15 protein-coding genes and 1 pseudogene are annotated in these 13,402 nt (G+C 72.3%); 9 read left to right on the top strand and 7 right to left on the bottom strand.

Translation table 11 applies throughout. From position 1 onward, the window contains the following. Positions 1 to 124: 124 nt before the first annotated feature. From HTZ77_RS35970 to HTZ77_RS35950, 5 genes are all read left to right on the top strand, one after another. Positions 125 to 1,213: an alcohol dehydrogenase catalytic domain-containing protein gene (locus tag HTZ77_RS35970; RefSeq protein ID WP_175594225.1), complete on the top strand. Its 1,089-nt coding sequence runs from the start codon at positions 125 to 127 to the stop codon at positions 1,211 to 1,213. Between the two features lie 54 nt (positions 1,214 to 1,267). Further along, entirely contained in the window at positions 1,268 to 1,783 is a 516-nt protein-coding gene (locus HTZ77_RS35965) for a cupin domain-containing protein (RefSeq protein ID WP_175594224.1), read from the top strand. Further along, on the top strand, positions 1,783 to 2,433 hold the full coding sequence (locus HTZ77_RS35960) for an ArsR/SmtB family transcription factor (protein ID WP_175594223.1): 651 nt from the start codon (positions 1,783 to 1,785) through the stop codon (positions 2,431 to 2,433). Before HTZ77_RS35965 ends, HTZ77_RS35960 begins: the two co-directional genes overlap by 1 nt. Positions 2,434 to 2,541: 108 nt before the next feature. After that, complete coding sequence (locus HTZ77_RS35955; protein ID WP_175594222.1) at positions 2,542 to 3,258, top strand: AfsR/SARP family transcriptional regulator; 717 nt, start codon at positions 2,542 to 2,544, stop codon at positions 3,256 to 3,258. Between the two features lie 131 nt (positions 3,259 to 3,389). Then, a complete protein-coding gene (locus HTZ77_RS35950) occupies positions 3,390 to 3,725 on the top strand; it encodes a hypothetical protein (protein WP_175594221.1) in 336 nt (111 codons plus the stop codon). A gap of 90 nt (positions 3,726 to 3,815) precedes the next feature. Here HTZ77_RS35950 and HTZ77_RS35945 read toward each other — a convergent pair whose 3' ends face one another. After that, positions 3,816 to 6,068 (bottom strand): MMPL family transporter, encoded by a 2,253-nt coding sequence (locus HTZ77_RS35945; RefSeq protein ID WP_175594220.1) that lies wholly within the window; start codon positions 6,066 to 6,068, stop codon positions 3,816 to 3,818. Between the two features lie 98 nt (positions 6,069 to 6,166). Between HTZ77_RS35945 and HTZ77_RS35940 the strand changes: the two genes are divergently transcribed. After that, positions 6,167 to 6,688, top strand: a complete 522-nt coding sequence (locus HTZ77_RS35940) for a TetR/AcrR family transcriptional regulator (protein ID WP_175594219.1) — start codon at positions 6,167 to 6,169, stop codon at positions 6,686 to 6,688. Positions 6,689 to 6,712: 24 nt separating this feature from the next. On the opposite strand, the gene HTZ77_RS35935 is transcribed toward HTZ77_RS35940, so the two are convergent. Then, positions 6,713 to 7,810 (bottom strand): ROK family protein, encoded by a 1,098-nt coding sequence (locus tag HTZ77_RS35935; protein ID WP_328808964.1) that lies wholly within the window; start codon positions 7,808 to 7,810, stop codon positions 6,713 to 6,715. A 99-nt stretch (positions 7,811 to 7,909) separates the two neighbouring features. Here HTZ77_RS35935 and HTZ77_RS35930 point away from each other — a divergent pair, with 99 nt between their 5' ends. Further along, positions 7,910 to 9,127 carry a Gfo/Idh/MocA family protein gene (locus HTZ77_RS35930; protein WP_175594217.1) on the top strand — a complete coding sequence of 406 codons (1,218 nt, stop codon included), beginning with the start codon at positions 7,910 to 7,912 and terminating at the stop codon, positions 9,125 to 9,127. 318 nt (positions 9,128 to 9,445) lie between these two features. On the opposite strand, the gene HTZ77_RS35925 is transcribed toward HTZ77_RS35930, so the two are convergent. Further along, complete coding sequence (locus tag HTZ77_RS35925) at positions 9,446 to 9,853, bottom strand: hypothetical protein (protein WP_175594216.1); 408 nt, start codon at positions 9,851 to 9,853, stop codon at positions 9,446 to 9,448. A gap of 113 nt (positions 9,854 to 9,966) precedes the next feature. Between HTZ77_RS35925 and HTZ77_RS48495 the strand changes: the two genes are divergently transcribed. Next, positions 9,967 to 10,134, top strand: a complete 168-nt coding sequence (locus HTZ77_RS48495) for a hypothetical protein (RefSeq protein ID WP_328808989.1) — start codon at positions 9,967 to 9,969, stop codon at positions 10,132 to 10,134. Between the two features lie 59 nt (positions 10,135 to 10,193). Here HTZ77_RS48495 and HTZ77_RS48490 read toward each other — a convergent pair. Together HTZ77_RS48490 and HTZ77_RS35915 are read right to left on the bottom strand one after the other, a co-directional pair. Further along, positions 10,194 to 10,280: pseudogene (locus HTZ77_RS48490) on the bottom strand (type II toxin-antitoxin system death-on-curing family toxin); the annotation flags it as partial. 37 nt (positions 10,281 to 10,317) lie between these two features. Continuing rightward, positions 10,318 to 10,683 carry a hypothetical protein gene (locus tag HTZ77_RS35915; protein ID WP_175594214.1) on the bottom strand — a complete coding sequence of 122 codons (366 nt, stop codon included), beginning with the start codon at positions 10,681 to 10,683 and terminating at the stop codon, positions 10,318 to 10,320. Positions 10,684 to 10,729: 46 nt separating this feature from the next. Here HTZ77_RS35915 and HTZ77_RS35910 point away from each other — a divergent pair, with 46 nt between their 5' ends. Next, positions 10,730 to 11,086, top strand: coding sequence for a hypothetical protein (locus HTZ77_RS35910; protein ID WP_175594213.1), 357 nt, complete (start codon positions 10,730 to 10,732; stop codon positions 11,084 to 11,086). Positions 11,087 to 11,095: 9 nt separating this feature from the next. Here HTZ77_RS35910 and HTZ77_RS35905 read toward each other — a convergent pair whose 3' ends face one another. Continuing rightward, a complete protein-coding gene (locus tag HTZ77_RS35905; RefSeq protein WP_175594382.1) occupies positions 11,096 to 12,007 on the bottom strand; it encodes an aminoglycoside phosphotransferase family protein in 912 nt (303 codons plus the stop codon). Positions 12,008 to 12,110: 103 nt separating this feature from the next. Beyond that, the gene (aac(3), locus tag HTZ77_RS35900; protein ID WP_175594212.1) at positions 12,111 to 12,962 is read right to left on the bottom strand and encodes an aminoglycoside 3-N-acetyltransferase; all 852 of its coding nucleotides are present in this window, start codon (positions 12,960 to 12,962) and stop codon (positions 12,111 to 12,113) included. Positions 12,963 to 13,402 lie beyond the last annotated feature (440 nt).

Below are 13,402 nucleotides of genomic sequence, written 5' to 3'. Positions count from 1 at the left end.
TAGCGCTCGCTTGGTTTCGGCCAGCGTAAATTCGCCCCCAGGGGGTGTCAACGGACCGGGGGGCAAGAAGGATCTTGCCGAGCAATCGCTTGCTCATGTCGTGAGGCCGGGCTAGCGTGGGCGCATGCTCATGCGCGCCGCCGTGCTGACCGCCTTCGACCGGCCGATGGAGATCCGCGAGGTCGAGATCGCCGATCCGGGCCCCGGCGAGGTACGGGTCCAGATCAAGGCGTCGGGGGTGTGCGGCTCCGACCTCAAGGCCATCGACGGCAAGAGCCCGGTCGTCGCGCGGCTGCCGTACATCCTCGGCCACGAGAGCGCGGGCGTCGTCGAGAGCGTCGGGCCGGGCGTGACCACGGTCCGGCCCGGCGACCACGTCATCGTCTCGATGAGCGGCCCCTGCGGCAAGTGCCGTCACTGCGGCGCCGGCCGCTTCCACCTGTGCTCCGGCCCGGCCCGGATGCGGGCCATCATGGGCGGCGAGCCACGCGTCACGCTGGACGGCGCGGAGACCCGCCGCTTCATCGGCATCGGCTCGTTCGCCGAGTACACGGTGGTCAACGAGCCCATGTGCGTGCGGGTCGCCCCGGAGGCGCCGTTCGACGCGATGTCCCTGCTGGCCTGCGGCGTCGTCACGGGGGTCGGCGCCGTGCTCAACGTGGCGCGGGTGGCCCCGGGCTCCAGCGTCCTCGTCGTGGGCTGCGGCGGCGTCGGCCTCAACGTCATCCAGGGCGCGGTGCTCGCCGGCGCGGCCACGATCATCGCCGCCGACGTGGCGGAGGCGAAGCTCAAGCTCGCCGAGCGCTTCGGCGCCACGCACACGCTCATCCCCGGTGACCTGCCCGCGCAGGTCGGCGAGGTGGTGCGGGGCGGCGTGGACTACGCCTTCGACGTGACGGGGGTGCCGGGCGTGCTCGCCCAGGCGTTCGCCGCCACGGCCCCGGGCGGCGCCACGGTCATGGTCGGCAGCCCGCCGGCGGGCCGGCCGGTGGAGGTGGACCCCTCGCTGCTGTTCTCCTCGCGCCGCCTCATGGGCACCCAGGGCGGGGACGCGGCGCCGCACCGCGACCTGCCCATGCTGGCCGCCCAGTACCAGCGCGGCCGCCTGGACCTGGGCGGGCTGATCACGGAGCGGCTGCCGCTGGACCAGATCAACGACGCGGTCGCCCACGTACGGCAGGGCACGGTCGCCCGCACGGTCATCGTCTTCTGATCCCCCGACTCCTCTGCTATTCTAACGATCCTTAGAACAGCAGAGGAGCTAACCATGTCGTACCCCGAGCCCCGTTACCTCGCCGAGAAGGGCGAGGTCAGCGCCCGCCTCCGCACCGCCGGGCAGCCCGCCGACCTGGTGATGGGCCCCCACACCGACGACCCGGCCCAGCGGCGCACCCACGTCCACCACCTGGGCACCGGCGCCACCACCAACGGCGCGTTCGGGCTCTACCGGTGGGAGATGGGCCCCCGCCCGGGCGGCGCCGGCGCGCACTTCCACCGCACCATCACCGAGTCCTTCTACGTCCTCGACGGCTCGGTGCGCCTGTTCAACGGCGACAAGTGGATCGACGGCAACCCGGGCGACTTCCTGTTCGTCCCCGAAGGCGGCATCCACGGCTTCCGCAACGAGTCGGGCGCCCCGGCGACCATGCTCATCCTGTTCACCCCCGGCGCCCCCAGGGAGGGCTACTTCGAGGAGCTGGCCGAGATCGCCACGACCGGCCGGGAGCTCACCGAGGAGGAGTGGACCGACCTCTACCTCCGGCACGACCAGTACATGGTCTGATGGCCGGTTTCCCGGAAGAGCCGATCTACGAGCAGCTCGCCCGCGTCGGCAAGGTGCTGTCCAGCCCGGTGCGGCTGCGGCTGCTCGACGTGCTCGACCAGCAGGAGCGCACGGTGGAGGAGCTCGCCGAGGAGGCGGGCATCGCGCTGAAGAACACCTCGGCGCAGCTCCAGCAGCTCCGCGCCGCCCACCTGGTCACCAGCCGGAAGGAGGGCACCAAGGTCTTCTACCGGCTGGCCGACGAGGGGGTGTCGCGCTTCCTCGGGGAGATGCAGATGTTCGCGCACGGGCGGCTGGCCGACCTGCGCGAGGCGGTGGCCCGCCACCTGGGCTCGCCCGAGGGCGTGACGGCCGCCGAGCTGGCCGCCCGGCTGGCGGATCCGGGCACGATCGTCGTGGACGTGCGCTCGCCGGCGGCCTTCGCCACGGCCCACCTGCCGGGCGCGGTGTCGCTGCCGCTGGCCGAGCTGCGCGACCGCCTGGAGGAGCTGCCGCGCGACGCGGAGATCGTCGCCTACTGCGGCGGGCCGTACTGCGTCGTGTCGCCCGAGGCGGTGCGGCTGCTGCGGCGCAACGGCTTCCGGGCGCTGTCGCTGGAGGGAGGCATCACCGGCTGGCGCCGTTCGGGGCGATCCACCACGCCAGGCTGACAAACCGCCATAAAGGGGTATATATCGGGACGGTACGGGCGTGAAGCACACGGGCACCGAGCGTTGACCAAGGGTTTCCGATCCGGGACAGTGAAGGGACCGAAGGCCATGGGCAGCAGTCTCCGTCTCGCGCTCCTCGGCGGTTTCCGGCTTCTCGCCGGCGACGACCAGATCAACGTCTCCAACGGCTCCGAACGCCTGCTCGCCTTCATCGGGCTGGGCTGCCGGGCCGTCTCCCGCAACCTGGCGGCGGTCACGCTGTGGCCCGACGCGCCGGAGCACCGCGCGTACGCGAGCCTGCGCTCGGCACTGGCCCGCCTGGACGCCACCGGACGCCGGATGCTGCACATCGGCTCCACCGAGGTGGGCCTGGCCCCGGACACGCGCGTCGACCTCCACGAGGCCCGGGCCCTGGCCGAACGGATCCTCGACCCGGCCGCGGCCTGCCCCGACCTCGACCGCCGCGCCATCGAGGTGCTGTCGCACGGCCTGCTGCCCGGCTGGTACGACGACTGGGTCCTCGGCGAGGCCGAGCAGTGGCACCAGCAGCGGCTGCACGCCCTGGAGGCGCTGTCGGCCCGGTTCGTCCGGGCGGGCAGGTACGCCGACGCGGTGACCGCGGCGAGCGTGGCCCTGCACGCCGAGCCGCTGCGGGAGAGCGCCTGCGCCGCCCTGGTCGAGGCGCACCTGGCCGAGGGCAACCAGGCCGAGGCGCTGCGCCAGTACCAGCTCTACGTGCGCGGCCTGCGCGACGAGCTCAGCCTGTCGCCCACGCCCCGGCTGCGCGGCCTGGTCGCCGGTCTGCGCCCGTCGCAGGAGCGCTGAACGACGCCGGTGATGCCGCCGTCACGCCGGCATCACGGAGCGGTGACTGGAACCCGGCCATGCTTTCTGGTGAGCGCCGGAACACCCGCAGGTGGTCGTCACCGCGGGCCGGCGGGATCAAGGAGACAGGAATGCGTACCAGGCGAGTGATGATGCTGGCCGCTCCGGCACTCCTCGGCGCGCTCGCGTTCGGCCCGGCCGCGGCCTCTCCCGCGTCCGCCTCCGCGGGCACCGCCAAGGCCCCGGTCGTCCGGACGGCCACCACCGTGACCACCGTCGCCGTCAAGCCGCCCGGCAAGAAGCGCTACAACAAGGGCTACAGCAAGGGCTTCTCCGACGGCCGGTTCGACTGCAAGGCCGGCACGCCGTTCGACCTCAACTTCACCGGCTCGGACCCGTTCAGCATGGGCTACCGCAACGGTTACATCAACGGCTTCCACAGCTGCACGCCGCCGAAGAAGCCGTAACCGGCGACCTGGACACCTTCCCCGATGGACGAAGGACCCCGCACCGCCTGGGCGGTACGGGGTCCTTCCCCTGCGGAGGCGAAGCCGGGCTCAGCCCCGGGCGCCCACGGGCTCGGGCAGGTCCTCGCGCTGCCCGTGACCGGCGTCGCCGCCGGGACGGACCTCGTGGTCGTCCTCCTCGTGCCCTTCGACCGACAGGTTGGGCAGCAGCCGGTCCAGCCAGCGCGGGCACCACCAGTTCGCCCGGCCCAGCAGCACCATCGTGGCCGGCACGAGGAAGCCCCGGATGATCGTGGCGTCCACGGCGATGGCCGCCGCCAGGCCCACGCCGAACGTCTTGACCATGGGATCCGGATAGGCGATGAACGCCACGAACACCGACACCATGATGAGCGCCGCCGAGGTGATCACCCGGCCGGTCGAGCCCAGCCCCTCGGCGACCGCGCGGGTGTTGTCCCGGTGCCGCAGGTACGCCTGCCGCACGGCCGTCAGCAGGAACACCTCGTAGTCCATCGACAGCCCGAACAGCACCGCGAACAGCATGAGCGGCACGTAGCTCTCGATCGGCACCGTGAAGAAGAACGTCTGGAGCGAGGACGCCTCCAGCGGCGGGTCCATGCCGACGAGCCGGCTGCCGAGCCCGACGGAGAAGACCATCGCGAGCGTGCCGAACGCGGCGCCGAGCGAGATGAGGTTCATGACCGCGGCCTTCAGCGCGACGACCGGGGCGCGGAAGGCCAGCAGCAGCAGGAGCGCGCTGAGCAGCACGACCACGCCGATGACCAGCGGGGTCCGCTCGGCCATGCGGTCACCGGCGTCCGTCAGCGCGGCGACCTTGCCGCCGACGTGCAGCTTCGCCCCGGGGACCGACAGGGCGCGGACGTCGTGCACGACGTCGGCGGAGCGGCTGTCGCTGGGCGCGTAGTCGGGGATCGCCTGGATCATCACCGTCCGGCCCGTGTCGCCGACCTTGGCGGGCGCGACGTGCGCGACGCCGTCCACGTGCTCGATCGCGTCGCTGAGCCGCTTCACCACGGGCGCCTGGGCGCCGGCCGCCTTCTCGTCGAGCTCGGCGACGACCAGCAGCGGCCCGTTGACGCCGGGGCCGAAGCCGGAGGCCATCAGCTCGTACGCGCGGCGCGGCTCGGAGCCCTGCGCGGCGTACCCGTCGTCGAGCGGCCCGAGCTTGAGCGCCAGCGCGGGCGCGGTGATCGCGGCCAGCACGACGACGCTGCCGATCAGCACCCGCCACGGACGGCGGGCCACCCACGCGCCGAGCCCGGCCCAGCCGGAGGAGTCGCCGCCTCGGCGCCGGCCGAGGAAGGGCAGCCTGAGCGCGTTCACGCGATGGCCGAGCAACCCGAGCAGGGCCGGGACCAGCGTGACGGAGGTGAGCACGGCGGTGACCACCGAGACGCCGGTGACCAGGCCCAGCGTCCGCAGCAGCGGGAAGCCGCCGAGCACGAGCGCGCTCAGCGCGACGATGACCGTGCCGCCCGCGAACACCACGGCCCCGCCCGAGCTCGCCACCGTGCGGCGCACCGACTCCTGGACGGGCACGCCGTCGGCCAGCAGCTTGCGGTGCCGCGACAGCAGGAACAGCGCGTAGTCGATGCCCACGCCGAGCCCGATCATCGTGGCCATGATGCCCGCCTGCTTCGGCACGTCCGCGACGTGGCCGAGCAGGCCGATGACGCCCAGCCCGGCGGCCACGCTGACCAGCGCGGTGAAGATCGGCACCAGCGCCGCCGTCAGCGTGCCGAACGCGAGGACGAGCACCAGCAGCGCGCACGCCACGCCGATGATCTCGCTCGGCCCGGTCTTGATCTCCTTGTCGGCCGGGGTGGAGCTGTCGGCGGCGACGACCTCCAGACCGGCGGCCCGGGCCGGCTGCGCGGCGCGCGAGACGGCCTGGGCGGCCTCGGCGGGCTTGGCGGGGTCGTGGCCCTCCATCCGGACGGTGATGAGGCCGATCTGCAGGTTGGAGGCGATGCCGCCGCGGCGGAACGGCGTGTCGACCTGCTTCACGTGCGGGACCGCGCGGATGTCGGTGATCGCCCGTTCGACGGCCTCCTTGCGGGCCTTGTCGATGAGCTGCCCCTGAGGCGCGTAGAGGACGAGCTGCACGGTGCCGCCCGTCTCGTAGCCGGGGCCGAAGCCCGAGCGCATCAGGTCGTGGGCGCGTTGCGCGTCCGTGCCGGGGATCGTCGCGTCGTTGCTGACGGGACTGCCGAGCACGAGGCTGGCGCCCATCAGGCCGGCCGCCGCGACCACCCATAAGGTCAGTACCACCAACCCGTGCCGGGCGCACCAGGCGCCCAGCCGTCCCAAGAACCGCGTCATCGCAGGCCCCCTCCTCGACGGCCGTCCTGTACGGTCGTACAGGGCCTACGATAGATCGAGATATCCCCGAAGGCTGAGGCGAGCACGGAAATGAGACGATGACCACAGCCGACGACACCCGCAGCAGGATCCTCGCCGCCGCCCGCCGGCTGTTCGCCGAGCGCGGCTACGCGGGGACGTCCCTGGCCGACATCGCGACGGCCGTCGGCCTGACCAAGACCGCCGTCGCCTACCACTTCCACCCCAAGGACCGGCTGGCGGCCGAGCTGCTCGCACCCTGCGCCGACGACATGATCACGCTGCTCGGCGCCGAGTTCGCCGACCGCGACGCGCTCCTGGAGGCGCTGGTCGCCTTCGTCGTCCGGCACCGCACCGTGCTGCGCCTGATCATGGAGGACGTCGGCGGGGCCGACGACGCCCCGCCGGGATCGACGGGCGAGGCCATCAGGACGTTCCGCGACGAGCTGCTGGCCCGGCTGGTGGGGCCGGAGCCGGACGCCGTGGCGCAGGTGCGCGGCTGGGCGGTGCTGGGGGCGTTGCAGTGGGCCGTGGTGCACACGACCGACCTGCCGGAGGAGCTGGTGAGGGCCGAGCTGCTGCGCGCCGCCCGAGCCATCTGACGCCCGGACCAGGGGGCCAGGCCCTTAGAGGTTCAGGACCTCGCGTTCGACGTGGTCGAGGGCCAGGCGTACGGCGCCGAGCGCCACGCTCTCCTCGCCGAAGGTGGAGGTGACCACCTCCGGCGCCCGCAGGCACAGCTCGGCCAGGTGGCGGCGGAGCGGCGCGAGCAGCACCTCGCCCGCCCGCGCCTTGCCGCCGCCGATCACCAGCAGGTCGGGGTCGACGGTCAGCACGAGCGCCGAGGCGCCGATCGCCAGCCCCTCGGCGTAGTGGTCGACGCGGCGCAGCGCCTCCGGGTCGCCGGCGCCCGCCGCGGCGAACACCTCCTCGGCGCCCGCCTCCTTGACCAGCTCGCGCGCCGCGTCGTCCCAGCCGACCTGGCGCAGCGCGCCGATCTCCCCGGCGGCGCCCGAACGGCCCGCGTGCAGCCTCCCGCCGATGAGGATGCCGGCGCCGAGCCGGTGCCCGGCCAGCACGTACACCACGTCGGAGGCGTGCTGGGCGCTGCCCCGCCAGTGCTCGGCCAGGGCGGCCAGGTTGGCGTCGTTGGCCGCCAGCCCCGTGCAGCCGAACCACCGCCCCGCCAGTCCCGCGAGGTCCACGCCGGTCCACCCGGGCAGCACCGTCGACAGCGAGACCCGCCCCGTGCGGTCCACGATGCCGGAGGTGCCGGCCGCCACGGTCAGCACCCGGGTCCGCGGCACGCCCGCGGCGTCGACGCAGGCCAGGCTCGTACGGCGGGCCGCCTCCAGCCGCTCCGGGGCCGGGGCGTCGTCGGGAACCCCGGCCCGTTCCCAGGCGACCACGTCGCCGTTGAGGTCGGCCAGGCAGGCCAGGATCCGGTCGCCGCCGACGTCCACGCCCACCACGTGCCCGGCGTCGGCGCGGAAGCCGAACCGGCGGGCCGGCCGGCCCATGACGCCCTCGTCGGGCGGCACCTCGCGCACCCAACCCCGGCCGCCCAGCTCGTCGAGCACCGCCTCGACCGTCTGCCGGGACAGGCCGGTGATCCGGCCCAGCCGGGTCAGGGTGGCGACACCCTCGCGACGCAACGCGCGCAGGGTGACCTGGGTGTTGACCTTGCGCAGCAGCGAAGCGTCTCCCGGCCGCAGCTCGGTCACCTTACGAGACCTCTCCTCATAACTCCGCTGTTGACGTCCACCAGCCAGGATCCTAACATCGGCCGACATACGGCAGTTGGTTACATAAGTGGAGGCGCGATGGTGACGCTGGCCGTCGTCGGAGCGGGTTCGCGCGGCACCTCGTACGCGAGGCACGCCGTGGGGACCGGCCAGGCACGGGTGGTGGCGGTGGCCGACCCGGTCCCCGGCCGCCGCGACCGGTTCCCCGGCGCGGTGCCGTACGGCGACTGGCGCGAGCTGGCGGCGCTCCCCCGGCAGGCGGACGCGGTGATCATCGCGACGCAGGACCGGGACCACGTCGAGCCGGCCGTGCGCTTCGCCGAGCTCGGCTACGACGTCCTGCTGGAGAAGCCCATGGCGGTCTCCGAGGAGGACTGCCGGCGCATCGTGGCCGCCGCCGACGGCTCCGGCGCGATCTTCGCGGTCTGCCACGTCATGCGCTACACCCCCTACACCCGGGCGCTCAAGGCGATGCTCGACGCCGGGCGGATCGGCGAGATCGTCAGCGTGCAGCACCTGGAGCCGGTCGGCTGGTGGCACCAGGCCCACTCCTACGTGCGCGGCAACTGGCGGCGCGCCGACGAGTCGTCGTTCATGCTGCTCGCCAAGTCGTGCCACGACCTCGACTGGCTGCTCCACCTCACCGGCAGGAACGTCACGCGGGTGTCGTCGTTCGGCGGGCTGCACCACTTCCGGCCGGAGAACCGGCCCGCCGGCGCGGCCGCCCGCTGCCTCGACTGCGCGGTCGAGGAGAGCTGCCCGTACTCCGCCAGACGCATCTACCTGCCGCTGGCCGGCCGCGACGAGTGGCCGCTGTCGGTGCTCACCGACGACGTCTCCGAGGCCGGCGTCCTCGACGCGCTGCGCACCGGCCCGTACGGCAGGTGCGTGTACGACTGCGACAACGACGTGGTCGACCACCAGGTGGTGAACATGGAGTTCGAGGGCGGCGCCACCGCCGTGTTCACGATGACCGGCTTCACCCCCGCCGTCCACCGCCAGACGCGGATCTTCGGCACCCGCGGCTCGATCGACGGCGACGGCGAGCGCCTGACCGTCCACGACTTCCTCACGGGCCGCTCGGAGACCGTCGACACGCGTCCCCCGGGAGACGCCACGGCCGGCGGCGGCCACGGCGGCGGCGACGCGGGCCTGGTCGACGCGTTCGTCACCGCGGTCCGCACCCGCGACCGCGCCTCCATCCTCTCCTCCCCGAGCGAGAGCCTGCACAGCCATCTGATCGCCTGGGCGGCGGAGAGATCACGCCTGAACGGCGAGATCGTCAGCCTCGGCTGACGCTTACGGAAAAGCAAGGTCCTCACGGGGGGCGCGCTTCGCGCGGAGCGGCGCTCGGGCAGCGCCTCCCAGGGGGCTCCCGCCCCCTTCGACCCCCGCCAAGGGCATGGCCCTCGCTCCGCTCGGACGCCCTGCCGGGGGCTGCGCCCCTGTGTGGGGGCCTACCGGCCCCCACACCCCCGGTCCTCGGCGACCTGTTCCAGGGCAGGAGAGATCACCCTGATGCCACAGGAGAACTCGTCACCCGGAGGATACTGCCAAGATCTCATCCGTAGGCCACGCAGCCGCGACCAACCGGACCACCGTCTCCACCAGTAATCAACCCATTGCACGAAATGACCCACTGCTGTGCAGCTTAACCAGATCGCTCTCGTCCTCGCCGGTGATCGCGTACACCTCGAGCGGGACGGCGAGCAAGATTTCAATGAACGCATCCCAGCAGTCAGGGGCCAGCTCTTGCTGCACTGCGATCACCGCGTCGAGGAGCGCTTCGAGATGCTCTCCGAAGCGGACCTGCAGGTAGCCTTCCTGGCTGTCAGTGAGAATCCCTAGGCGCACCCAGTCGTCGGCCGCGGAGTAGAAGAACTCCATGCGCGCCCGTCCGTTGTCGAACGCAAAGTCAGGCCAATCGAACTTCTCCGCGGCGGCCTCGCGAAACCAGCCCTGCGCGCCCAGTCGATCGGTGATGCGCTCTTGGATGCTCTGCCGTTGATCCTGGCCGCTCACGCTCAACGTCGCTCGCCCCTTCGTCGCACTGTTCGGCCCCGTCGCCCCTGCTCGATTTTGACATGCGTCCAAGGAACGGATACGGGTTTGTTGCACAGACCAAGGCTTTCTCGGTGGTCGAGAAAGCGCACAGAATCTTCGCGCTGCGCCCCCACCTGCCCGACGAAAAAGGCCTCCTCTATCGAGAAGAAGACGCCCCTGGCGCAGATGAAGCGAAGGACCGCGCGAACATCATCCTCGCAGAGTTCCTTGACGACTTGCTCGGCGACGAAGCTCCGTAGAAGGCGACGGCGACCGTCCAGGCGAGCCGCTTGTTGCCGTCCACCAGTGGGTGCCCGATCAGGATGCTCTGCATCACAGCCGCCGCCTTCCTCCACGGCCCCGGACAGGCGTCGTCACCGAACACGGTCATCTGCGGAGGCAGCACCGCCCCGTGCAACTGGCCGCCGGAGCCGCGTCCCACCTCACTGGTGCGCGTCGTCCCGGAACCCGTACCAGGGCCCCATCAGGTGCCGGACGTCGCTCGGCCGGCGCGCGGGGCTCCAGATGTAGCCGTAGCCGTCCCCTCCGCCGGTCTTGCCCCGGTAGAAGTAGACCTGGTCGCTCTCCCGGCGGACGAACGCGAACGAGAGGCTCCCGATGCTCTGGTCCCTGAGCTCGACGCCGTCCCGCAGCGTGCGGGCGACCGCCGCCATGTTCGCCGACGAGTGGAGGAAGCGCAGCTCCTCGCCCCAGATCAGGGCCACGAGGAGGATGGCGGCCGAGAGCCCGGCGACCCAGTACGCGGCTCTGCGTGACGTGGGCCTGCTCCCGCGAATCGTCCCGATCATGCGCTCATCTTCACATGCGTCCGACGGACCTCTGGCGTGATCATCCATGGACGCGATGCGAGCGATGTCCGCGCGGGATCTGCAGATCATCCAGGAGTGCCTGGACGCCGCCGTTCACGGCCCGTTCTTCGAGGACTGGGAGTTCCACACCCTCATGGGCCTCACACGGGACGAGCTCGCCGTGGTCGCCAGGTCATGGCCGCACGCGGACGACCCCGACAAGCGACACCTCGCGGTCAACAACGCGCTGAACAATCTCCTCGGCCATCCCCACGGATACGAGCGGCGATGGCACGAGTTCTTCTCCTCGACGCCGGAGGAGATGGCGGACGTGCCGGCCCGCTGGCGGGGTGACGCGGCGTTCGACACGTCCGGCAAGGGCACCTACGACCGCCTCCTCTGAAGCGAGCCGCTACCCGTCGGCCAGGATGCGTTCCAGGGTGCGCCGGCCCATGCGGCTCATCGCCGGGTTGCTGTCGAGGTAGTACCAGACCGCCCCCATCGCCTGCTGCAACGCCCACGCCTTGCCCCGTTCCCATTCGACGTCGTCGCAGCCGAGCCGTTCCCGGAGCGCCTGCCGAGGCCCGGTCTCCAGCAGGTGCCACGCGCTCACGAGATCGAGGGCGGGGTCGGCCGGGCCGAAGCCGCCGACGTCGAGGATCCCGCTCAGCCGGCCCGCGGACACGAGCACGTTGCCGGGAATCAGGTCACCGTGGGTCATCACGTCCCCCGCCGCGTCGCGGGGCAGGCTTCGCAGCTTCGCCCACAGGTCGCGAAGCCGGCCCACGTCCAGGTGCAGCCGGCCGGCCCGCAGCAGGTCCTCGGTGTGCCCGAGGCAGGTCTCCACCCACGCGTCGTGAGTGCGCAGCTCGCCCCCTCGGCCGTCGCCGGAGAAGGTGCGGCCACGCGTGCCGATCGCGCGCAGGTCGCCGATGAGGTCGGCGAGATCGTGGGCGAACGCGACCGACTCCCCCGGGTCCTCGTCGAACGCCACGACACCGGGCAGCCACGTCTGCACCGACCACGGAAGCGGGTAGCCCGCCCCGGGTTCGCCGAGCGCCACCGGCTCGGGCGTGGGATACCGCGTGCGGCCGGCCAGTTCCCGGGCCGCCTCCGCCTCGGTCTCCAGCCGGCGCCGGATCGACTCGGTGTTCGCGGGCTGCAGCGGGAAGCGGGCCGCCAGGTCGTCGCCGACGCGGAAGATGGCGTTGACCGTCCCCTGGGAGGCCACGCTCCTGACGGGCAGTCCGCGCCACTGCGGGAACTGCTCCTCCACCAGCGCCCGCACCGTCTCGGGCGTCACCGTCAGCTGGTCGGCGTGCATCTTCACGCCGGTGAGCGTCCCGCGGCCCGATCCGCCACCGCAACCCGTTTTCGTCCGCCTGATGGGTCAGCCCGATCAGGACGCCCCAGGAGGCATTCTGGGGTCACGCCTTCCCCAGCTTCTCCTCCATCCAGGCGACGCCGAAGCGCACCACGTCCCCGGCCTCGAACAGGTGACTCTCGGCCGCGCCCACCATGCCGCGCCGCCCCGTCCCGGCGGCGATCATCTCCTCGGCGATGACGGCGAACGGCCACCGGCCCTCGGGCACCACGGACGCGTAGTCGAAGGCTCCGTCCTCCGAGTCGATGTCGCGGAAGCGGCGCCAGACCCGTTCCCCGTCCACCAGGATCGGCTGCTCGTACTCCACGAACCGCTTGCCGGGCGCGTCCGCCAGCGCCTCGGCGTGGTGCAGCAGCGTGAGGGTGTCCAGCGGGGCGCCCAGCAGCAGCACCCGGCCCCCGGCGGCGACCAGCTTGGCCAGCGGGCTGCCCGGGCCGTGCGGGTCGTCCCAGGGGTGGTCGGCCATCAGCTCGGCCGCCGACGCGCCGAGGGCGGCGAAGCTCGCGTCCGGATGCCGGCTGCGGACCGCGCCGGGCCGGCGCCGCAGCGCCTCCGGCAGGCGGCCGTTGTTGTGGTCGGCCTCGCTCAGCTCCGGGTCGTACGCGGGATGCCCCTCGCGCAGGGCGTCCTGCCACGGCCGGGGCCAGTCGGTGAAGTCGTACGGCGGGGCGTCGTTCCAGCCGCAGGTGACCATGAGGGTGCCGCGCTCCCCCACGACGTCGGACAGGGCGTCGATGACGGTTCGCGTGCCGCCGGCCACGTAGCCGATGGCCGACATGCGGGTGTGGAACATGACGACGTCCCCCTCGGCGAGGCCGAGAGCGGCGAGGTCGCGGGCGATCCGGTCGCGGGTCACCGGGCCGTCGGAATGCTTGAGCAGCGCCATCTCGTCCATGATCGGAAGATATCGGCGGCGCGGACGCCGTGGACAGCGGATTTCCGCGCCCGCCCCGCGCGAGACGGCCTGAGGTCCGGCGGCATCGAAACGCCCGGCGAGGGAGTTCCCCGCCGAGCGTCTCTCCGGGTCCGGCGTCGTGCTCAGTGACGGTTGCGGAGACGACGACGCGCGAGTGACGCACCGGAGCTGTCGTCACTCGGCGAGCGCCGAGGGTCGAGCAGCGGCAGGTAGCTCAGGCCCAGGTAGTTCAAGATAGACATGGTCTTCTCCGTAGTGGGATTCCTGGCGGGGCCTGGTACCTCCCCCCGCCCTCCACCGCGACAACACCGCGACTGTCCCGGGACTGCCCCGGACCTTCCCCGCAGCGGGGGTTGTGACCTGGTTTTTGATGACCTGAGCCCTTGGTGGGATCCAGGCCGGCTACCTCCAGCCTGGCT

It is taken from the genome of Nonomuraea montanisoli, from assembly GCF_013363975.1.
Lineage (GTDB): Bacteria > Actinomycetota > Actinomycetes > Streptosporangiales > Streptosporangiaceae > Nonomuraea > Nonomuraea montanisoli.
This window is presented reverse-complemented; position numbering and strand designations above follow the sequence as displayed.